The following is a 20,681-nucleotide window of genomic DNA, read 5'->3' as shown; positions in this document are numbered from 1 at the left end:
GATCGTCCTCTCCGCGGAATTATTCGCCCCCCGTTTCGGTCACTATAGAAGCCTCCAGCCCGCCGCCCGACCGCCACCCCTCAACGACGTCCCGCCGGGACGGCACCCTATGAATGCCCCAGGAACCCGGGGCGCCGACTGACCGAGGATTGAGTCTTGACTGACCAGTTGCGACTGATGGCCGTGCACGCGCACCCCGACGACGAATCGAGCAAGGGTGCGGCCACCATGGCGAAGTACGTGTCCGAGGGGGTGGACGTGCTGGTGGTGACCTGCACCGGCGGCGAGCGCGGGTCCATCCTCAATCCGAAGCTCCAGGGCGACGCCTACATCGAGGAGAACATCCACGAGGTGCGCCGCAAGGAGATGGACGAGGCCCGGGAGATCCTCGGCGTCAAGCAGGAGTGGCTCGGCTTCGTCGACTCCGGCCTGCCGGAGGGCGACCCGCTGCCGCCGCTGCCCGAGGGCTGCTTCGCCCTGGAGGACGTCGACAAGGCGGCCGGCGAGCTGGTGCGGAAGATCCGCTCCTTCCGTCCGCAGGTGATCACCACCTACGACGAGAACGGCGGCTACCCGCACCCCGACCACATCATGACCCACAAGATCTCCATGGTGGCGTTCGAGGGCGCGGCGGACACCGAGAAGTACCCCGAGGCCGAGTTCGGCCCGGCCTACCAGCCGCTGAAGCTCTACTACAACCAGGGCTTCAACCGCCCCCGCACCCAGGCGCTGCACCAGGCCATGCTCGACCGCGGCCTGGAGTCGCCGTACGGGGAGTGGCTCAAGCGGTGGGACGAGTTCGAGCGCACCGAGCGCACGCTGACCACGCACATCCCGTGCGCGGACTTCTTCGAGATCCGCGACAAGGCGCTGATCGCCCACGCCACGCAGATCGACCCGGACGGCGGCTGGTTCAAGGTGCCGATGGAGGTCCAGAAGGAGGTCTGGCCGACGGAGGAGTACGAGCTGGCGAAGTCCCTGGTCGATTCCTCCATCCCCGAGGACGACCTCTTCGCGGGCATCCGGGACAATGCCTGACATGAGCGCAAGCGTGAGCCTGGCAGTGACGCACCTCGTCCCCCTCGCCGCGGAGGTGGACAAGAACAAGGTCACCCCCGGCGTCCTCGGCTTCGTCGTCTTCGCGGTGATGGCCGTGGCCGTGTGGGGCCTGATGAAGTCGATGAACAAGCACATGCAGAAGGTCGACTTCAAGGAGTCGCCGGACCCCGACGCGGAGCAGGCCGGGGCGAAGACCGACTCCACGGCCCGGCAGGGCTGACCGCGGGGCCACGGCCCCGCCGTACCGCCACCCCCGGCACCTGTCGGGCGTGGCGGTCCGCAGCCGTGCGCGGCGGCCGGCCCCGCCGCGGAGGGGCCGCAGGTGGCGCGCCCGGTGCTCTCGCGTCTCTCCGCGGTGCCGGAGCCCGTGGGAGAGTGGAACGGTGAACCGACTGGCCCATGAGACGTCCCCGTATCTGCTCCAGCACGCCGACAACCCCGTCGACTGGTGGCCGTGGTCGGCCGAGGCCTTCGACGAGGCCCGCAGGACCGGCAGACCCGTACTGCTGAGCGTCGGGTACTCCAGCTGCCACTGGTGTCACGTCATGGCCCACGAGTCCTTCGAGGACCGGGCCACCGCGGACTACCTCAACGAGCACTTCGTCAGTGTCAAGGTCGACCGCGAGGAGCGGCCGGACGTCGACGCCGTCTACATGGAGGCCGTCCAGGCGGCCACCGGCCAGGGCGGCTGGCCCATGACCGTCTTCCTCACCCCGGACGCGGAGCCGTTCTACTTCGGCACCTACTTCCCGCCCGCGCCGCGCCACGGCATGCCCTCCTTCCGGCAGGTGCTGGAGGGCGTCCAGCAGGCCTGGGCGACGCGGCGCGACGAGGTCGGCGAGGTCGCCGGGAAGATCGCCCGCGACCTCGCCCAGCGGGAGATCGTCCGCCAGGCCGCCGAGGCCCCCGGCGATCAGGAACTCGCCCAGGCCCTCCTCGGCCTCACCCGCGAGTACGACCCGCAGCGCGGCGGATTCGGCGGCGCCCCGAAGTTCCCGCCGTCCATGGTGCTGGAGTTCCTGCTGCGGCACCACGCGCGGACCGGCGCCGAGGGCGCTCTCCAGATGGCCCGCGACACGTGTGAGCGGATGGCCCGGGGCGGGATCTACGACCAGCTCGGCGGCGGGTTCGCCCGCTATTCCGTCGACCGCGACTGGGTCGTGCCCCACTTCGAGAAGATGCTGTACGACAACGCGCTGCTGTGCCGGGTGTACGCCCACCTGTGGCGGGCCACCGGCTCGGACCTCGCCCGGCGGGTCGCACTGGAGACCGCCGACTTCATGGTCCGGGAGCTGCGCACCGACGAGGGCGGGTTCGCCTCCGCCCTGGACGCCGACAGCGACGACGGCAGCGGGCGGCACGTGGAGGGGGCGTACTACGTCTGGACGCCCGAACAGCTGCGCGAGGTGCTCGGCGAGGACGCCGAACCGGCCGCCCAGTACTTCGGTGTGACCGAGGAGGGCACCTTCGAGCACGGCAGGTCCGTCCTCCAGCTCCCGCAGACCGAGGGCGTGTTCGACGCCGAGAAGATCGCCTCCGTCCGCAGCCGGCTGCTGCGGGAGCGGGCCGGGCGGCCCGCCCCGGGCCGGGACGACAAGGTCGTCGCCGCCTGGAACGGGCTCGCCGTCGCCGCGCTCGCCGAGACCGGCGCCTACTTCGACCGGCCCGACCTGACCGAGGCCGCCCTCGGCGCCGCCGACCTGCTCGTCCGCGTCCACCTCGACGAACACGGCCGGCTGGCCCGCACCAGCAAGGACGGCCGCGTCGGTGCCAACGCGGGGGTGCTGGAGGACTACGCCGACGTCGCCGAGGGCTTCCTCGCGCTCGCCTCCGTCACCGGCGAGGGCGTCTGGCTCGACTTCGCCGGTCTGCTGCTCGACCACGTGCTGACCCGCTTCACCGACCCGGAGACCGGCGGCCTGTACGACACCGCCTCCGACGCCGAGCAGCTCATCCGCAGGCCCCAGGACCCCACGGACAACGCCGCCCCCTCCGGCTGGACCGCCGCGGCCGCGGCCCTGCTGGGCTACGCCGCCCACACCGGCTCCGAAGCCCACCGCACGGCCGCGGAACGGGCACTGGGGATCGTGAAGACGCTCGGGCCGCGCGTGCCGCGGTTCATCGGCTGGGGGCTGGCCGCCGCCGAGGCGCTGCTGGACGGGCCGAAGGAGGTCGCGGTCGTCGGGCCCTCCCTCGCCGACGAGGGCACGGCCGCCCTGCACCGCACCGCCCTCCTCGGTACCGCCCCGGGCGCCGTCGTGGCGGTCGGCACGCCGGACAGTGACGAATTCCCGCTCCTCGCCGACCGGCCGCTGCTGGCCGGTGAACCGGTCGCGTACGTCTGCCGTAACTTCACATGCGATGCCCCGACGGCGGATCCGGAGCGGCTGCGCACGGCGTTGAACCCGCGCTGACCGGTGCACTCCGGGAAAAACGGACGGCGGGAACCGGTCGAATACGGGCAAGTGTTCGGAAAGATCCCGCTATCCGCACCAGCGATGCGAAACAGGCTTTTTATCTGAAGAGCTCCCGCACTTCACAGATCCCGCCTACTCTCTCCACAGCGACGAAGCGGACGTGACGGGTCGTCACGTCCGCTTGGGGGGTTTTCGGATCTGGGGGGATCTGTTTGCTGACGTCTGTCTTCATCGCTGCCGTCTCACTGGCCCTGTTCTGGATGGCCGCGTTCACGCTGTGGTGGCAGATGCACGCGTGGCGCACGCCCGAGGTGCTCGCCTCCACCCGGTTCGGCAGACCGGACGGAGCCGGGCACCGGTCGTTCTCACTGCTCGTGCCGGCCCGGCACGAGCAGGCCGTGCTCGACCACACCATCCAGCGGCTGCTGGAGTCCACACACACCGCCTTCGAGATCATCGTGATCGTCGGGCACGACGACCCCGAGACCACGGCCGTGGCCGAGCGGGCCGCCGCCCGGGACCCGCGCGTGCGGGTGGTCGTCGACACCCACGACAAGAAGAACAAGCCCAAGGCCATGAACACGGCGCTGCCGCACTGCCGCGGCGACGTCGTCGGGGTCTTCGACGCCGAGGACCAGGTCCATCCCGAGCTGCTCGCCCACGTCGACCACGCGTTCCGGACGACCGGGGCGGACGTCGTCCAGGGCGGTGTGCAGCTCATCAACTTCCACTCCAGCTGGTACAGCCTGCGCAACTGCCTGGAGTACTTCTTCTGGTTCCGCTCCCGGCTGCACCTGCACGCGCAGAAGGGGTTCATCCCGCTCGGCGGCAACACCGTCTTCGTCCGCACCGACGTGCTGCGCGAGGCGGGCGGCTGGGACCCCGACTGCCTCGCCGAGGACTGCGACCTCGGCGTCCGGCTGTCCAGCGTCGGCAAGAAGGTCGTCGTCGCCTACGACTCGGACATGGTCACCCGCGAGGAGACCCCGGGCACGCTGATGTCGCTGCTCAAGCAGCGCACCCGCTGGAACCAGGGCTTCTTGCAGGTCTACCGGAAGAAGGACTGGAGGCAGCTGCCCGGCTTCGGGCAGCGGCTGCTCGCCCGGTACACCCTGATGACCCCGTTCCTCCAGGCGTTCTCCGGCGTGATCATCCCGCTGAACGCGGCCGTCGCGCTCTTCCTGGACGTGCCCGTCGGGGTCGCCTTCCTCACCTTCCTGCCGCTGGTCACCGCCGCCGTCACCTTCGTGTTCGAGGTGGTCGGACTGCACGACTTCGGCCGGCAGTACGGGCTGCGGGTCCGCTTCGTCCACTACGTCAAGCTCATCGTGGGCGGCCCCTTCTACCAGGTCCTCCTCGCGGGGGCCGCGATCCGTGCCGTATGGCGCGAACAGCGCGGCCGCAACGACTGGGAGCTGACCACCCACGTCGGCGCTCACCTCGGCGCGGCCGAGCCGATCCGAGAGGACGTTCCCGCGTGACCTCCACCCTTCCCGCGGCGACCGGAGCGAAGGTCCCCGCGCAACGCCGGCCTGCGCCCGCGACCGGTCCGGCCGGCCGTCCGCAGCCTCCCGTGAGGCTCCGCTCCTCCCGCCCCGACCTGCTGCTCTGCGGTGTCCTGCTCGCGGCGATCCTCGTCGTCCAGGGCTGGAACACCGCCGCCTACCCGACCCTCAGCGACGACGAGGGCACCTACCTGGCCCAGGCCTGGGCCGTCCAGCAGGGCCGGGGCCTCGCCCACTACACCTACTGGTACGACCACCCGCCGTTCGGCTGGATCCAGATAGCCCTGCTCACCTGGATACCCTCCGCGCTCAGCCCCGGCTCCATGACGGTCGGCGGCATGCGGACCGCCATGCTCCTGGTCAGCGGGACCAGCGCCGTCCTCGTCTACGTCCTCGGACGCCGGCTCTCCCTGCCCCGCTGGGCCGCCGGACTCGGCATGGCCCTGTTCGGGCTCTCCCCGCTCGCGGTCGTCCTCAGCCGGGAGATCTTCCTCGACAACATCGCCGTGACGTGGCTGCTGCTGGCGTTCTGCCTCGCCGCCTCGCCCAGCCGCCACCTCTGGCACCACTTCGGCGCGGGACTCGCCGCCGCCGCGGGCGTCCTCACCAAGGAGACGATGCTCGTCGTCCTGCCGGCCCTGTTCGTCACCATGTGGCGGCACAGCCACCGCGACACCCGCAAGTTCGCCCTCACCGGAGCCGTCACGGCCTGCTTCCTGATCGGCGTCTCCTACCCGCTCTTCGCCCTGCTCAAGGGCGAACTATTCCCGGGCAGCGGGCACGTGTCGCTGCTGGAGGGCATCAAGTACCAGATGTCCCGGCCCGGTTCCGGATTCATCCTGGAGCCGGGCTCCGGCTCGTACGGGGTCCTGCACTCCTGGCTGTACTACGACCGCGTCCTGCCCCTCGGCGGGCTCGCCGGAGCCCTCCTGCTGCTCCTCACCTGGCGCTGGTCGGTCACCGCGCGCGCCCTCGCGGGCCCGTCCCTGGCGGTGGCCGTCCTCGCCGCCGTGGCGATGCGCCCCGACGGCTACCTGCCCGCCATGTACGTCATCGGCGCGCTGCCCTTCCTCGCCCTGGTGCTGGCCGGCGGCGCGGCCTCGGTGACCCACGCGGTGCTGCGCCGGTGGCGCGCCGAGGGCGAGCGACGGGCCGTCTCCGCGGGCCGGTACGCGCTGGCCGGCGTCCTCGCACTCGCCGCGGGCGCCTATGTCGTCCCCCACTGGTACGACGGCGACCGCACCGCCCTCACCGCCGACGCCAACAAGCCCTACCGGCAGGCCTCCCACTGGCTCGCCGGCGAGGTCGACCACCCGGAGGACACCCGGGTCCTCGTCGACGACGCCCTCTGGCTGGACCTCGTGCACGCCGGGTACCGGCCCGGGCTCGGCGCCATCTGGTTCTACAAGGCCGACCTCGACCCGGCCGTCACCAAGACCATGCCGCACGGCTGGCGGGACCTCGACTACGTCGTCGCCTCGCCGACCGTCCGCCGGGACGCCAAGGACCTGCCGAACGTCCGGGCCGCCATCGAGCACTCCACCCCGGTCGCCACCTTCGGCAGCGGCGACGACCGCGTCGAGATCCGGCGGATCCTGGCGGCGGCGGGAGGCGCCCGATGAGCAACCACGAGTACACCGCCCCCGTACCCGGCCTCGACGCCGTCGAGGTGCCGGAGCCCGGGGCCGTCACCATCGTCGTACCGACCTTCAACGAGTCGGGGAACGTCCGCCGCCTGCTGCGCCTGGTCACCGAGTCGGTGCCGGCCCGGCTGCCCTGCGAGGTCGTCTTCGTGGACGACTCCACCGACGACACCCCGGAGGTGATCCGCGAGGCCGCGCAGGACTGTCCGTTCCCGGTGGCCGTGCTGCACCGCGAGGAACCCGCCGGCGGGCTCGGCGGGGCCGTGGTCGAAGGGCTCAGGGCGGCGGCCTCGGAGTGGATCGTCGTCATGGACGGCGACTGCCAGCACCCGCCGTCCCTGGTCCCCGAGCTGGTCGCCACCGGTGAGCGCGCCCGCGCCGAACTCGTGGTCGCCTCCCGGTACATCGAGGGCGGCAGCCGGGCCGGACTCGCCGGCGGCTACCGGGTGGCCGTCTCCCGCGGTGCCACCTGGCTCACCAAGGCCCTGTTCCCCCGCCGGCTGCGCGGCGTCAGCGACCCGATGAGCGGGTTCTTCGCCATCCGCCGCAGCACGGTCACCCCGGACGTCCTCAAGCCCCTCGGTTACAAGATCCTGCTCGAACTGGCCGTCCGCAGCCGCCCCCGCCGGGTCGCCGAGGTGCCCTTCGTCTTCCAGGACCGCTACGCCGGCGAGTCCAAGTCCACGGCCAAGGAGGGCTTCCGCTTCCTGCGGCACCTGGCCGGTCTGCGCACCGCCTCGCCCCTCGCCCGGCTGATCGGCTTCGGCCTGATCGGCGTGAGCGGTTTCCTGCCCAACCTGCTGGGCCTGTACCTCCTCACCGCCCTCGGCCTGCACTACCTCCCCGCCGAGATCCTCGCCAACCAGCTCGGCGTCGCCTGGAACTTCCTGCTCATCGAGCAGCTGCTGTTCCGGGACCGGCGCGCCCACCGCCGCCGCCGGGACCGGCTCGGCCGGTTCGCCCTGCTCGCCAACGCCGACCTCGTCCTGCGCATCCCGCTCATCGCGCTGCTCGTGGACCGCTTCGGCGTGGGCGCCCTGCCCGCCACCGCGCTCGCGCTGGTGCTGACGTTCGTCCTGCGCTTCGTGGGCACGGAGGCGCTGGTCTATCTCCCGCGCCGCCGACGCGGGAACCGTACGACCGCAAGGAGAGCCGTGTGAGCAGACACCGCAGACGGACCGCGCTGGTCGGGGTGGGCGCCCTGACCGTCGGCCTGCTCCTCACCACGCCGCAGAGCGCCGCGGCCGCCAACCTCGTCAAGAACCCCGGCTTCGAGACCGCCGGCACCGGCGACATGCCGTACTGCTGGGAGAAGTCGGGCTGGGGGGACAACGACTTCGGCTACGAGACCGTCTCCGACGCCCACTCCGGCGCCCGGGCGATGAAGGTCACGCTGACCCGGCGGGTCGACGGCGACCGCAAGGCACTGATCACCGAATCCACCGACTGCGCGCCGGTGGTCACCGCCGGCAGGCAGTACGACCTCGGGCTCTGGTACAAGACCACGACACCCGACGCCAACGTCACCGTCTTCCGGCACGACACCACCGCCGGCTGGCAGTACTGGACCGACCTCAAGACCCTGGCCCCGGCCGCCGGCTGGACGCGGGCCACGGTCCGCACCCCGGAGGTCCCCGCCGGCACCGACCGGATCACCTGGGGGGTCTCCGTCTACGGCACCGGCTCGGCGACCACCGACGACTACACCATGGAGCAGGTCGCCGACCCGCTCCCGCCCGCCGGGTGCACCGGCACCGCCGACCAGTGCGCGGACGGCCGCTGGACGGTCCTGCCGACGCGGAACCCGGTCCGCTCCATGCACTCCGTCGTCCTCAACAACGGCAAGGTGCTGCTCATCGCCGGCTCCGGCAACAGCGAGGAGCAGTTCCGGGCGGGCACGTTCACCTCCGCGGTGTACGACCCGGCCAACGGCGGCTACAAGGTCGTCCCCACGCCGAAGGACATGTTCTGCGCGGGCCACGTCCAGCTCCAGGACGGCCGGGTGCTCGTCATGAGCGGCAACAAGGCCTACCCGGTGGCGGGCGGGCACGGCTACGAGGGGTTCAAGGACAGCTACCTCTTCGACCCGGAGACCGAGACCTACACCAGGACCAACGACCTGAACGACGGCCACTGGTACCCGTCGGCGACCGAACTGGGCAACGGCGACGTCATCTCCTTCGGCGGGCTCCGCGAGGACTCCACCGGGTCGGTGACCGCCGAGCGCTGGTCGGACAGGGAGCAGCAGTGGCAGCCGCTGTGGAAGGTCAACCAGACCTGGTCGTACTGGGGCCTGTACCCGGCGATGATCCTCATGCAGGACGGCCGCCTCTTCTACTCGGGCAGCCATGTCTTCGGCAACAACATCCCGGGCACCGGCTCGGCGGTCTACGACTACGACGCCAACACGGTCACCCAGATCCCGGGCCTGCAGAAGAAGGACGAGCGTGACCAGTCGGCGTCCGTGCTGCTGCCCCCGGCGCAGGACCAGAGGGTGCTCACCCTCGGCGGCGGCAACATCGACTCCAACCCCGACGCCAACCGGCTCACCGACCTGATCGACCTCAAGCAGCCGGACCCGTCGTACGTCGCCGGCCCGCCGATCCCGCAGGGCACGGTCGACCTCGGCAACGGCAAGGTGGCGCAGACCGGCGGCCAGGGCAAGATGTACGTCTCCGCGGTGCTCCTGCCCGACGGCAAGGTGCTGGAGACCGGCGGCGCCCTGCACAACCGGGCCGACCCGGTGTACGAGTCGTCGCTCTACGACCCCGGCACCGGCACCTTCGACCCGGTGGCCGCCGACCCCGAGGCCCGCGGGTACCACTCGTCGGCGTTCCTGCTGCCCGACGGCCGCGTGATGGCCACCGGCGACAACCCGGGCAACGGCACCTGGAACCACAACGTGTCCATCTACACCCCGCCCTACCTGTACAAGGGCACCCGGCCGGCGATCACCTCGGTGATCAACCAGGAGTGGAAGTACGGCGACACGCAGCGGATCACGGTCGACCGGCCCGTCGCCAAGGCGGAGCTCATCCGCCCGGCCGCGGTGACCCACTCCTCCGACCCGAACCAGCGCTTCGTCGACCTGCCGCTGTCGGTGGACGGCAACAACGTCGACCTGAACGTGACGAACAACCCCAACCTCGCCCCGCCCGGCTGGTACATGCTCTTCGCGGTGGACGCGAACGGGGTGCCGTCGGTGGCGAAGTGGGTGCACCTCGGCGGGCCGACGGCCCTGAGCGCCGCCTCCCCGCACGTCCACTCCTTCGCCGACTCCCTGACCGGCAAGGTCACCGGCCCCGGCGGCAAGCGCACCTCGCAGAAGGTCGGCACGGCGATCTCCGGCTGCGACCGGCACTACGGGTCCGCCAACGTGTGCGTGCCGACGGTCTTCCCGCCGCAGGTGAAGAAGACGGCCGCCGCCCGCTGCGCCTGGCTGGAGCGCAACCACTACGGGCGGCTGAAGGTCAACGGCGGTGACGACCCGCTCGGGCTGGACCGCGACCGGAACGGCACCGCGTGCGGGAAGAGGGACGTGAGCAGGCGCTAACCGTGCTCCGCCAGGGCGCGCTCCACGATGGCCTCCAGCTGTTCGTGGTGCGCGCCCTTCCAGTACGCCCGGCCGCAGGCCGTGCACTGGGCGAAGACGTCGTACGACCGCTGGGTGCCGCCCTTGAGCTGGCCGGCGACCTCGTCCTTGGTGGCCTGCCGGAGCAGCCCGTTGCAGGCGGTGCAGCGGGTCCACGGGCGCAGGTCGGGGGCGAAGCGGTCCAGGACGTCGTTCAGCTGGTCGTCGGGGCGGGTGCTGTAGACGAACGCGCCCGCCCACAGTTCCCGGCGGCGCAGCAGCCCCCGGTCGCGGCTGAGCATCACCCGCTTCTCGGCCGCCGAGCGGGCGGCCAGCGCCGGGTCCCCGATGTCCGTCGACTCGTACGCCGTGTCCACGCCGAGCAGCCGCAGCCGGCGGGCCAGGGTGCCGAGGTGGACGTCGAGGAGGAAGCGCAAGGGGGCTCCGGGAACCCGCTGCGGGCGTTCCACCGCACGGACCGAGACGCGTTCGCCCGCGCGCGGCACGTGGGAGGCGGGCACCGCGCGGTCGTCCACGACCAGCGTGCCGACCTCGGTCAGCGGCACCCCGAGGGACTCGATCACATGGCCGAGCGTCGAGACGCCGTCCGTGGCCAGTGCCGTGGCGCCGCCGCGCCGGGCGGCCGGTACGAACAGGTGGAGGGCGGGGGCGACTTCGACGTGGATCTCGGGTCCGTTCACCCCGTCAGGATGTCACGGACCGTGTGCTCACCCTCAGGGGTTTGCGGGGCCGAGGCCGTCCCGCAGGACGTCCAGGGCCCGGTCCATGAGGTCGCGCAGTTCGCCCTGGAAGCCGTTCTCCGCCCAGTACAGGGAGACCTCCATCATGCCGCCGACGAGGGCCATCGCCTGGACGCGCACCTCCAGGCTCTCCGGGTCGCGGCCCGTGCGCTCCCCGAGGGCCTGGCGGAGCAGGCGGCCGGTCTCCGCCATGCTCTCGAAGTAGCGGGAGCGGACGGCGGGTACCTCGACCCCGAGGCGTGCCCGCAGCCGGAGCACCTCGGGATCCTCCTGCTCGCTCAGCTCCAGGGACTTGCGGATCACGTGCCGCAGGGAGTCCGTCCACGGCTCGTCGGCGGGCCGTGCGCGCAGCTCCTGGAGCATCAGCGGGTCGTACTCGTCGGTGAGGACGATGTCCTCTTTGGCGGGGAAGTACCGGAAGACGGTCGACGGCGACACCTCGGCCCGCTCGGCGATCCGCTCGATCGTCGTGGCGTCGTACCCCCGCTCCCTGATCAGCGCGTAGGCCGCCGCGCGGATCGCCTCCCGCGTCTTGATCTTCTTCCGCTCCCGCAGCCCGGGTCGGGGGCGGCCGGCGGGGGAGTAGGGGGAACGCGCGGCGGTCATGCGGGTCATTGTCCGGCATGGGTTCCGGACGCGGCCATCGGACCGGACCGGCCCGGCACGCCGTCGGCGGGACGGGAACGGCCACGACTCGGGCCAGTCGTGGCCGGGGGAGAGACGGGGGCGCGGCCTAGGGCGTGTTGTGAAAGTGGCCCTGCTTCTTGAGGCTGCGCGGGACGAAGAGTGGTGAGTGGGCCCGAGCAGACGCCGTCAGCCTGATGCCGAACTCTGCGGACGCGGATGTGGAAGCGGCGAGGTCCATCGCCTTCGGAGCTACTCGGATGAGTAGCTGAGAGGCCACCTTGAACACTTTCGGTAACGGTATGATTACCTAATGTACTGGCCGACTGGTAGTGAGGAGCCTGAAATGACGGAGCGCGCAGAGTTCGATCGGTCCCTACCGCACGTGAACGTGGCGACCATCGGTCACGTCGGTCACGGGAAGACCACGCTCACAGCGGCACTCGCCCGTGTCTGCTCTGAGGCTGTCGGTGATGCTGCGGTGGGTGTCGACCAGCTTGATTCCTCGCCGGAGGAGAAGGAGCAGGGAGCCACCATCCACCCCCGGCATGTCGAGTACAACACCGACAGGCGCCACTACGCGCACACGGACACACCGGGGCGCCACGACTTGGCCGGCAACATGATGTGGGGGGCGTCCGTGGCGGACGCGGCTGTCCTGGTGGTGTCCGCTGCGGACGGACCCATGCCGCAGACCCGCGAGCACATTGTGCTGGCCCGCCAGGCCGGCGTCCCGTACATCGTCGTCTTTCTCAACAAGGCGGACCTGACCGACGACGCCCACCTGATCGAACTCGTCGAGGCGGAAGTCCGCGACCTGCTCGACACGTACGACTACCCGGGCGGCGACACGCCGGTCATCGTCGGGTCGGCCCGGATGGCCCTTGAGGGCAAGGACGACAACGAGATGGGAACCACCGCGGTCAAGAGACTGGCGGAGACCCTGGACGCCTACGTGCCGGAGCCCATCCGGGCGGTCGACCAGCCCTTCCTCATGCCTGTCGTAAGCACTACTGCCGGTGCTGGTGGCACCCTCGTCACCGGACGCGTCGAACGCGGCATTGTGAGGCGCGGCGACAAGGTCGAAATCCTGGGCGGCACCACCCGGATCGACTCCTGCGCCGATCTGGAGATGTTCGCCAAGACCCTCGACGAGGGCAGGGCTGGAGAGCTCGTCACCATCCTGCTGGCGAACACCACCGCAGACGACGTTCGCCGGGGCAGTGTTCTCGTCAAGCCCGGCAGCATCACGCCCAAGACCCGCTTCACCTGCGACACGTACATCCTGGACCCGTACGAAGGCGGCCCCGATAGCCCCCTCGTCACCGGCTCGAAGGTGCGCGTCATGCTGCGCGCAGCCGAGATCACGGGCACGTGCGAACTGCCCGCCGGCAGCGACCAGGCCATGCCGGGCGACAACGTGCAGATGAACATCACGCTGGATACTCCCACGGTGATCGAGGAGGGCCTCAGGCTCGCCCTGCGCGGGGGCGGCCGGACCCTCGCCGCCGCCGTGATCCGGGGAATTCTCGGCTGAAGCGAGCTCGACCGTGCTGGCCACAACCATTCGTTGATGGCTGCAACCAGCACGGTCGCCTCGTAGCGGACGGCGAGCTTGTCGTACCGCGTGGCGACGGCCCTGTGCCGCTTGAGCCGGTTGATCCCACACTCGACCGCGTGCCGCTGCTTGTAGTCGTCCTTGTCGAACTTCGGTGGGCGGCCGCCGCGCGAGCCGCGTTTCAGCCGGTTGCGCACCCGGTCCGCAGGCACCGGAATCGTTGCCTTGATTCCGCGTCTGCGCAGGTAGGAGCGGTTGCTCCGGGAGTCGTACGCCTTATCGGCCCGCACGAGGTCCGGACGCTTGCGCGGCCTGCCGAGCCCGATCCGGGGCACCCGGATCGCCTCCAGGACCGGCTCGAACTGCGGGGAATCGCCGCGCTGCCCGGCCGTGATCACCACGGACAGGGGCTTTTGTCCCTGCTCAACCGCGAGGTGGATCTTGCTAGTCAGCCCGCCACGGGAGCGTCCGAGGCCGTGGTCGGCCGGCTCGACGAAGACACCGCCGGGCGGCTCCTTCTGGAGGTCCCCTTTTTCGCCGCCCCGGCGGCGTGCTGGTGGGCCCGGCAGACGGTGGAGTCGACGTTGACCTCCCAGGTGATCAGGCCTTTCACATCGGCTTCGGCCTGGAGCCGGGTGAGGATCCGGGCCCAGGTCCCGTCCCGCTGCCAGCGGCGGAAGAGGTCGTAGACCCGGTCCCACGGCCCGTAACGTTCGGGCACGTCCCGCCAGGGGGCACCGGTCCGGGTCCGCCACCGTATGCCGTCTATCAGTTGCCGCCGCGTCCACACCTGCGGCCGGCCCGGCTTGATGCCCGTCGGCAGCAAGGGCTCAAGCCGGGCCCACTGGCCGTTCGTCAGATCACCACGTCCCACGACAAGTGATCATCAACGAACAAGATCCACTTTCGCAACAGGCCCTAGCCGTGCTGGTAGGCGACCAGGGAGATGCCGACGTAGTGGACCACGAAGGCGGCCAGGGTGAAGGAGTGGAAGACCTCGTGGAAGCCGAACCAGCGCGGTGACGGGTTCGGGCGCTTGATGCCGTAGACCACGCCTCCGGCGCTGTAGAGCACGCCGCCGACGACGATCAGGACCAGGACGGCGACGCCGCCGGTGCGCAGGAAGTCGGGCAGGAAGAAGACGGCGGCCCAGCCCATCGCGATGTAGCAGGGCGTGTAGAGCCAGCGCGGGGCACCGACCCAGAAGACGCGGAAGACGATGCCGGCCGCCGCCGCGGCCCAGATGCCCCACAGCAGCCACTGCCCCTTGGCGCCGGGCAGGAGCAGCATGGTCAGCGGGGTGTAGGTGCCCGCGATGATCAGGAAGATGTTGGCGTGGTCCAGGCGGCGCAGGACGCCGTCCATGCGGGGGCTCCAGTCGCCCCGGTGGTACAGCGCGCTGACGCCGAACAGGAGGCAGGCGGTCAGGGCGTAGATGCCGCAGGCGATGCGGCCTCTGGTCGAGTCGGCGAGCGCCGTGAGCACGAGGCCCGCGATGAGTACGGCCGGGAACATGCCGAGGTGCAGCCAGCCGCGCAGGCGGGGCTTGACCGGGTGCGGCAAGGAAAGCGCCACGGGGCCGCGGCCGGCGGCCGGCGAGTCCGTGGGCGCGTCGGGGGCGGACGCAGTCATGGGCCGCATGGTACCGACGCCGCCGTAAGTCGACCATCAGCGCGTGCCCTGGTCGATCGAACGCAAAAAATCCTTCAGGTTACGCAAATCGGTACGTAAAGGGACCGCAAAGCGGCCTGGAAACCGTGGTCTTCCTCACGTCGCTCACTTGTGACGTCCCCTGGACAGATGGGCGTTCCCGTCGGATGATCAAATGAGTGCAGTCGGCACCGGATGAGCACCCTGAAGCGTCCGGGTCGCAGCCCCCACGGGGCCGCAAGGACAAAATCCCTCATTTAGGAGCAACCGTGGCGCGCGACAACTCGGCTTCCAGCGTTCCCACCGACCATCAGGAACTGATCTCGTGGGTCAACGAGATCGCCGAACTGACGCAGCCGGACAACGTGGTCTGGTGTGACGGATCCGAGGCCGAGTACGAGCGCCTCTGCGAGGAGCTCGTGGCCAAGGGCACCTTCAGGAAACTCGACCCGGTCAAGCGCCCGCACTCCTACTACGCCGCCTCCGACCCCACCGACGTCGCGCGCGTCGAGGACCGCACCTTCATCTGCTCCGAGAAGGAGGAGGACGCGGGCCCGACCAACCACTGGAAGGCCCCCGCCGAGATGCGGGAGATCTTCGCCGGCGACAAGGGCCTGTTCCGCGGCTCGATGCGGGGCCGCACGATGTACGTCGTCCCGTTCTGCATGGGCCCGCTCGGCTCCCCGCTGTCCGCGCTGGGCGTGGAGATCACCGACTCCGCCTACGTCGCCGTCTCCATGCGCACCATGACCCGCATGGGGCAGCCGGTCCTCGACGAGCTCGGCTCCGACGGTTTCTTCGTCAAGGCCGTCCACACCCTCGGCGCCCCCCTGGAGGAGGGCCAGGAGGATGTGCCGTGGCCGTGCAACTCCACCAAGTACATCTCGCACTTCCCCGAGTCGCGCGAGATCTGGTCCTACGGCTCCGGCTACGGCGGCAACGCCCTGCTCGGGAAGAAGTGCTACGCCCTGCGCATCGCCTCCGTCATGGCGCGGGACGAGGGCTGGCTCGCCGAGCACATGCTCATCCTCAAGCTGACCCCGCCGCAGGGCGAGGCCAAGTACGTCGCCGCCGCCTTCCCGAGCGCCTGCGGCAAGACCAACCTCGCCATGCTGGAGCCCACGATCTCCGGCTGGACCGTGGAGACCATCGGCGACGACATCGCCTGGATGCGGTTCGGCGAGGACGGCCGGCTGTACGCGATCAACCCCGAGGCCGGCTTCTTCGGCGTCGCGCCCGGCACCGGCGAGCACACCAACGCCAACGCGATGAAGACCCTGTGGGGCAACGCGGTCTTCACCAACGTCGCGCTCACCGACGACGGCGACGTGTGGTGGGAGGGCATGACCGAGGAGCCCCCGGCCCACCTGACCGACTGGAAGGGCAACGACTGGACGCCGGCGTCCGAGACGCCCGCCGCCCACCCCAACGCCCGCTTCACCGTGCCCGCCTCGCAGTGCCCGATCATCGCGCCCGAGTGGGAGGACCCCAAGGGCGTGCCGATCTCGGCCATCCTCTTCGGCGGGCGGCGCGCCACCGCGGTGCCGCTGGTGACGGAGTCCTTCGACTGGAACCACGGCGTCTTCCTCGGCGCCAACGTCGCCTCCGAGAAGACCGCCGCGGCCGAGGGCAAGGTCGGCGAGCTGCGCCGCGACCCGTTCGCGATGCTGCCGTTCTGCGGTTACAACATGGGCGACTACATGGCCCACTGGGTCAAGGTCGGCCAGTCCGCGGACGCGGCCAAGCTGCCGAAGATCTACTACGTCAACTGGTTCCGCAAGGACGACCAGGGCTCGTTCGTCTGGCCGGGCTTCGGCGAGAACTCCCGCGTCCTGAAGTGGATCGTGGAGCGGCTGGAGGGCCGGGCCGAGGGCGTCGAGACCCCGATCGGCATCCTGCCGACCCGTGAGGCGCTGGACACCGACGGACTCGACCTGTCCGAGTCCGACCTGGACTTCCTGCTCACGGTCGACAAGGAGGTCTGGCGCGAGGAGGCCGCGCTGGTCCCCGCCCACCTGGAGACCTTCGGCGACCACACCCCGAAGGAGCTGTGGGACCAGTACCGCGCCCTGGTGGAGCGCCTGGGCTGAGCGCCCGCCGCAGACTCCACGGCCGGCCGGGGTGTGCCCTGACCAGCGATCGTCACGACCGGCCGTGGAACACACACCCGAGGGGCCCCGCACAACGGCGTGCGGGGCCCCTCGCCTCGTCGCGGTGTGTGGCGCCCGGTCCGCGCGTCGCTGCGGGTGCACGCGGACCGGGGCCGTCTCGGGACCCCCTGACGGGGTCAGCGGGCCGGGCTGAGTTCCCTCGGCCCGGCCGGGGCGGCGGCGCCGTGGGCGTCCATCCGCTCGGCGGCCAGGATCGCCACCGCCGTGTCCGCACGCGAGGCGGCGACCACCAGCGCCCGTCCGGCGAGCGTGTGCGCCCGCCGGTGCAGCGCCTGCGGCTCGCCCGCCGCGGCCGGCGCGGCACGCAGCGGCGCCCGCCCTCCCCGCAGCCGGGCCACCTGGGCCGCGAGGCGCTCGGCGGCCGTGTCCAGGTCGGCGGAGGGGGCCAGGGCGCGCAGCTCGTCGGTGACCGCGAGCAGCGCGGACAGGTGCCCGGCGAGCTGGATGTCCAGCTCCTCCTCGCGCGACCGGTGGGGGAAGTCGGAGGTGGTGCCGGCCATCGTGCTGTGGACCGACTTGGTGCGGATCGGTTCGTACATGGGACGGCCTCCTGTGCTCTGACAGGAAGCCATCTTACATTGGATTTCGTCTAAAGTTGAGTCGGGTCGCCTGGCGGCCGGGCGGTCACGGCTGGCTGTACCCGTCCAGGAAGTTCCCGATCCTGGTCACGGCGTCCCGCAGGTCGCCGACCGTGGGCAGGGTCACGACGCGGAAGTGGTCCGGTTCGGGCCAGTTGAAGCCGGTGCCCTGGACGACCATGATCTTCTCCCGGCGCAGCAGGTCGAGCACCATCCGGCGGTCGTCCTTGATCTTGAAGACCTGCGGGTCCAGCCGCGGGAAGAGGTACAGCGCGCCCTTCGGCCGGACGCAGGTCACGCCCGGGATCTGCGTCAGCAGCTCGTAGGCGGTGTCCAGCTGCTCCTTCAGCCGCCCGCCCGGCAGCACCAGGTCGTTGATCGACTGCCGGCCGCCGAGCGCGGCGACCACTCCGTGCTGGCCCGGCATGTTGGCGCACAGTCGCATGTTCGCCAGGATCGTCAGACCCTCGATGTAGGAGTCGGCGTGCGCGCGCGGGCCGGAGATCGACATCCAGCCGACGCGGTAGCCCGCCACCCGGTACGCCTTCGACATGCCGTTGAAGGTGAGGGTGAGCAGGTCCGGGGCGATCTTCGCGGTCGGGGTGTGCGTGGCGCCGTCGTAGAGGATCTTGTCGTAGATCTCGTCGGAGCAGACGAGCAGGTTGTGCCGGCGGGCGATGTCGGTCATCCCCTTGAGCACGGCCTCGTCGTACACCGCGCCCGTGGGGTTGTTCGGGTTGATGACGACGATGGCCTTGGTCCGGTCGGTGACCTTGCGCTCGATGTCGGCGAGGTCGGGCATCCAGTCGGACTGCTCGTCGCAGCGGTAGTGGACGGCGGTGCCGCCCGACAGGGACACGGCGGCGGTCCACAGCGGGTAGTCCGGCGCCGGTACGAGCACCTCGTCGCCGTCGTCCAGGAGTCCCTGCATGGCCATCACGATCAGCTCGGAGACGCCGTTGCCGATGAAGACGTGCTCGACGTCCGTCTCGATGCCGAGGGTCTGGTTGTGCATGACGACCGCGCGCCGGGCGGCCAGCAGCCCCTTCGCGTCGCCGTAGCCGTGCGCCGTGGAGACGTTGCGGAGGATGTCCTCCAGGATCTCCGGCGGGCACTCGAAGCCGAAGGCGGCCGGGTTGCCGGTGTTGAGCTTGAGGATGCGGTGGCCCGCCGCCTCCAGCCGCATGGCCTCCTCGAGAACCGGGCCCCGGATCTCGTAACAGACGTTGGCGAGCTTGGTCGACTGGATCACCTGCATGACGCGAGCTTACGGCCCGGTCCCGCCGCGCGGGTCGTGTTTTCCGACACGTGAGACGGGGAGGTTTGTCCGGATATCGACGCCGACTGTCTCAGTGACCGCTTGCATCTCTACAATCCGCTGGCATGTCCACGGAACGGGAGTATGAGGCGGAGGCGTTCGGCGCCCAGACGGCGAGCGGTGCGCCCGCCGTCCGGCCGAACGTGTACCTGCCGCAGGAGGCTCCGGCCCCCGCGTACGACGCCTACGCCGACCCGGCCGCCGCGCACGGCTGGCAGGACGCGTACGACGAGACGCGCGAGCTGCCCCCGCTGCCCGCGGAACCCGCCCCCGCGGAACCCGCCCCCGCGGAGCCCGGCGCGGGACGGGCCGCGCGCCGGCGTGCCCGGCGGCGCGGCGGCGGCCGGCGCCGGCTGGCGGTCGTCGCGGGCGCCCTCGGCGTGGCCGGGACCGTCGCGGTGATCGCCGCTCTGGCCGGATCCGGGTCCTCGGACGGCTCCCGCCCCGCGGACGGCGGCCGGGTCACCGACGGCTCGGCCGTGGACGAGGGCGGTACGACCCCGGACGCGAAGCCCACGACGGCACCGGCCGCGGGCGCGGACTCCGCCGCCCCCGCGCCCGCGCCCTCCGGTCCGGCGTCCGGCCTCCCGTCCGGCGGCTCGTCCCCGAGCGCCACCGCCGCCGACCCGGGCGACAGTCCGGCGGCCTCCGCCTCGGCCACCCCCGCACCCACCGAGCCGTCCGCCGGCGCCACGGTGTCGGACCCCGCCGACGTCCCCGCCCGGGGCCGCGGCCACGGCGCGACGAAACGCCCGCGCTGACGGGCGGCCGGCCCGGCCGCGCGCTCGCGCCGTCATACCGCCGCCCCTTTTCGCACACAGGGAAACCCCTACGGCCTGGCGCCGCTCCTTGTCCCCGCCCGCGCCAGCCGTTGACAATGCGCATGACAACCGCATGACAACCGCATGGGCGACCGGAAGACCACCGGTCGCCCACGTCGTAAGAGGGGACCCCCACGTGCAGAAGCCTCTCCTTGCCGCCCTCACCGCCCTGGCGATAGCCGGGCTGGGCGCGACCCCGGCGATCGCCGCCCCGCACACCGCGGCGAAGACCACCGCCCCGCACTCCACCCCGGCCGTCAAGGCCACCGTCGACTTCGCCGGCACCGTCTCGCTCAGCAACTGCTCCGGCTCCGTCATCCGCTTCCCCGGCTCCGTCGACACCGACCCGGCCCTCGTGCTGAGCAACGGCCACTGCCTGGAGACCGGCTTCCCGGCCCCGGGCCAGGTCGTCACCGGCCAGTCCTCCAGCCGCAGTTTCGGCCTGCTGAACTCCGCCGGCACCAGGGTCGCCACCCTGCGCGCCAACCAGATCGTGTACGCGACGATGACCGACACGGACGTCTCGATCTACCGCACCACCACCACGTACGCGGCGATCAAGAGCTCCTACGGGATCAGCCCGCTGACCGTGCAGGACACGCACCCGACGGCCGGCACCGCCATCAAGGTGGTCTCCGGCTACTGGAAGCGCATCTACAGCTGCAACATCGACGGCTTCGTGTACCGGCTGAAGGAGGGCTCCTGGACCTGGAAGGACTCGGTCCGTTACACCTCCGCCTGCAACACCATCGGCGGCACCTCCGGCTCCCCGGTCGTCGACGCCGCCACCGGCAAGGTCGTCGCCGTGAACAACACGGGCAACGAGGACGGCGAGCGGTGCACGGACAACAACCCGTGCGAGGTCGACGCCAACGGCACCGTCACCGTCCGCCAGGGCATCAACTACGGCCAGCAGATCTACAACATCCCCGCCTGCTTCACCACCGGCAACAGGCTCAACCTCGCCGCCGCCGGCTGCACCCTGCCCAAGCCGTGACCCCGCCG

16 protein-coding genes and 1 pseudogene are annotated in these 20,681 nt (G+C 71.0%); 11 read left to right on the top strand and 6 right to left on the bottom strand.

Features of this window, described 5'->3' with window-relative positions; genetic code table 11:
* The first annotated feature begins 156 nt into the window (after window positions 1-156).
* The 7 genes from mca to ABZ576_RS22810 all read left to right on the top strand — a co-directional run bounded on the left by mca (window position 157) and on the right by ABZ576_RS22810 (window position 10,177).
* On the top strand, window positions 157-1,038 hold the full coding sequence (gene mca / locus ABZ576_RS22840) for a mycothiol conjugate amidase Mca (protein WP_360743668.1): 882 nt from the start codon (window positions 157-159) through the stop codon (window positions 1,036-1,038).
* The gene (locus ABZ576_RS22835; protein ID WP_360743665.1) at window positions 1,031-1,279 is read left to right on the top strand and encodes a hypothetical protein; all 249 of its coding nucleotides are present in this window, start codon (window positions 1,031-1,033) and stop codon (window positions 1,277-1,279) included. Before mca ends, ABZ576_RS22835 begins: the two co-directional genes overlap by 8 nt.
* Before the next feature lie 163 nt (window positions 1,280-1,442).
* Window positions 1,443-3,473, top strand: coding sequence for a thioredoxin domain-containing protein (locus ABZ576_RS22830; RefSeq protein ID WP_360743662.1), 2,031 nt, complete (start codon window positions 1,443-1,445; stop codon window positions 3,471-3,473).
* A gap of 215 nt (window positions 3,474-3,688) precedes the next feature.
* A complete protein-coding gene (locus tag ABZ576_RS22825; protein WP_360743659.1) occupies window positions 3,689-4,957 on the top strand; it encodes a glycosyltransferase in 1,269 nt (422 codons plus the stop codon).
* Window positions 4,954-6,603, top strand: coding sequence for a phospholipid carrier-dependent glycosyltransferase (locus ABZ576_RS22820; RefSeq protein WP_360743656.1), 1,650 nt, complete (start codon window positions 4,954-4,956; stop codon window positions 6,601-6,603). Before ABZ576_RS22825 ends, ABZ576_RS22820 begins: the two co-directional genes overlap by 4 nt.
* Window positions 6,600-7,784 (top strand): polyprenol monophosphomannose synthase, encoded by a 1,185-nt coding sequence (locus ABZ576_RS22815; RefSeq protein WP_360743653.1) that lies wholly within the window; start codon window positions 6,600-6,602, stop codon window positions 7,782-7,784. Before ABZ576_RS22820 ends, ABZ576_RS22815 begins: the two co-directional genes overlap by 4 nt.
* A complete protein-coding gene (locus tag ABZ576_RS22810) occupies window positions 7,781-10,177 on the top strand; it encodes a galactose oxidase early set domain-containing protein (RefSeq protein WP_360743649.1) in 2,397 nt (798 codons plus the stop codon). The genes ABZ576_RS22815 and ABZ576_RS22810 overlap by 4 nt, the downstream gene beginning before the upstream one ends.
* On the opposite strand, the gene ABZ576_RS22805 is transcribed toward ABZ576_RS22810, so the two are convergent.
* Both ABZ576_RS22805 and ABZ576_RS22800 read right to left on the bottom strand, forming a co-directional pair.
* A complete protein-coding gene (locus ABZ576_RS22805) occupies window positions 10,174-10,896 on the bottom strand; it encodes a Mut7-C RNAse domain-containing protein (RefSeq protein WP_360743646.1) in 723 nt (240 codons plus the stop codon). The genes ABZ576_RS22810 and ABZ576_RS22805 overlap by 4 nt on opposite strands.
* 33 nt (window positions 10,897-10,929) lie before the next feature.
* Window positions 10,930-11,571 (bottom strand): TetR family transcriptional regulator, encoded by a 642-nt coding sequence (locus ABZ576_RS22800; RefSeq protein ID WP_360743643.1) that lies wholly within the window; start codon window positions 11,569-11,571, stop codon window positions 10,930-10,932.
* A gap of 355 nt (window positions 11,572-11,926) precedes the next feature.
* Here ABZ576_RS22800 and ABZ576_RS22795 point away from each other — a divergent pair, with 355 nt between their 5' ends.
* Window positions 11,927-13,117, top strand: a complete 1,191-nt coding sequence (locus ABZ576_RS22795; RefSeq protein WP_360743878.1) for an elongation factor Tu — start codon at window positions 11,927-11,929, stop codon at window positions 13,115-13,117.
* 23 nt (window positions 13,118-13,140) lie between these two features.
* On the opposite strand, the pseudogene ABZ576_RS22790 reads toward ABZ576_RS22795, so the two are convergent.
* A pseudogene (locus tag ABZ576_RS22790) lies at window positions 13,141-14,012 on the bottom strand (IS5 family transposase); the annotation flags it as partial.
* 44 nt (window positions 14,013-14,056) lie between these two features.
* Window positions 14,057-14,770, bottom strand: a complete 714-nt coding sequence (locus ABZ576_RS22785) for a hemolysin III family protein (RefSeq protein WP_360743641.1) — start codon at window positions 14,768-14,770, stop codon at window positions 14,057-14,059.
* Between the two features lie 287 nt (window positions 14,771-15,057).
* Here ABZ576_RS22785 and ABZ576_RS22780 point away from each other — a divergent pair, with 287 nt between their 5' ends.
* Complete coding sequence (locus ABZ576_RS22780; protein WP_360743638.1) at window positions 15,058-16,878, top strand: phosphoenolpyruvate carboxykinase (GTP); 1,821 nt, start codon at window positions 15,058-15,060, stop codon at window positions 16,876-16,878.
* 197 nt (window positions 16,879-17,075) lie between these two features.
* Here ABZ576_RS22780 and ABZ576_RS22775 read toward each other — a convergent pair whose 3' ends face one another.
* A complete protein-coding gene (locus tag ABZ576_RS22775; protein WP_360743635.1) occupies window positions 17,076-17,498 on the bottom strand; it encodes a hypothetical protein in 423 nt (140 codons plus the stop codon).
* An 85-nt stretch (window positions 17,499-17,583) separates the two neighbouring features.
* Window positions 17,584-18,795, bottom strand: a complete 1,212-nt coding sequence (locus ABZ576_RS22770; RefSeq protein ID WP_360743632.1) for a pyridoxal phosphate-dependent aminotransferase — start codon at window positions 18,793-18,795, stop codon at window positions 17,584-17,586.
* 125 nt (window positions 18,796-18,920) lie between these two features.
* Between ABZ576_RS22770 and ABZ576_RS22765 the strand changes: the two genes are divergently transcribed.
* Both ABZ576_RS22765 and ABZ576_RS22760 read left to right on the top strand, forming a co-directional pair.
* Window positions 18,921-19,616, top strand: coding sequence for a hypothetical protein (locus tag ABZ576_RS22765; RefSeq protein ID WP_360743629.1), 696 nt, complete (start codon window positions 18,921-18,923; stop codon window positions 19,614-19,616).
* Window positions 19,617-19,812: 196 nt separating this feature from the next.
* Window positions 19,813-20,673 carry a serine protease gene (locus ABZ576_RS22760; protein WP_360743626.1) on the top strand — a complete coding sequence of 287 codons (861 nt, stop codon included), beginning with the start codon at window positions 19,813-19,815 and terminating at the stop codon, window positions 20,671-20,673.
* The last annotated feature ends 8 nt before the right edge of the window (window positions 20,674-20,681 follow it).

This window comes from Streptomyces sp. NPDC013455 (genome assembly GCF_040632975.1).
GTDB lineage: Bacteria > Actinomycetota > Actinomycetes > Streptomycetales > Streptomycetaceae > Streptomyces.
This window is presented reverse-complemented; position numbering and strand designations above follow the sequence as displayed.

Excerpts from the sequence above, each read along its gene's own strand:
- ABZ576_RS22835 (WP_360743665.1), top strand. The coding sequence starts at position 1,031 with ATGCCTGACATGAGCGCAAGCGTGAGCCTGGCAGTGACGCACCTCGTC.
- ABZ576_RS22815 (WP_360743653.1), top strand. The coding sequence starts at position 6,600 with ATGAGCAACCACGAGTACACCGCCCCCGTACCCGGCCTCGACGCCGTC.
- ABZ576_RS22800 (WP_360743643.1), bottom strand. The coding sequence starts at position 11,571 with ATGACCCGCATGACCGCCGCGCGTTCCCCCTACTCCCCCGCCGGCCGC.
- ABZ576_RS22795 (WP_360743878.1), top strand. The coding sequence starts at position 11,927 with ATGACGGAGCGCGCAGAGTTCGATCGGTCCCTACCGCACGTGAACGTG.
- ABZ576_RS22785 (WP_360743641.1), bottom strand. The coding sequence starts at position 14,770 with ATGACTGCGTCCGCCCCCGACGCGCCCACGGACTCGCCGGCCGCCGGC.
- ABZ576_RS22775 (WP_360743635.1), bottom strand. The coding sequence starts at position 17,498 with ATGTACGAACCGATCCGCACCAAGTCGGTCCACAGCACGATGGCCGGC.
- ABZ576_RS22770 (WP_360743632.1), bottom strand. The coding sequence starts at position 18,795 with ATGCAGGTGATCCAGTCGACCAAGCTCGCCAACGTCTGTTACGAGATC.
- ABZ576_RS22765 (WP_360743629.1), top strand. The coding sequence starts at position 18,921 with ATGTCCACGGAACGGGAGTATGAGGCGGAGGCGTTCGGCGCCCAGACG.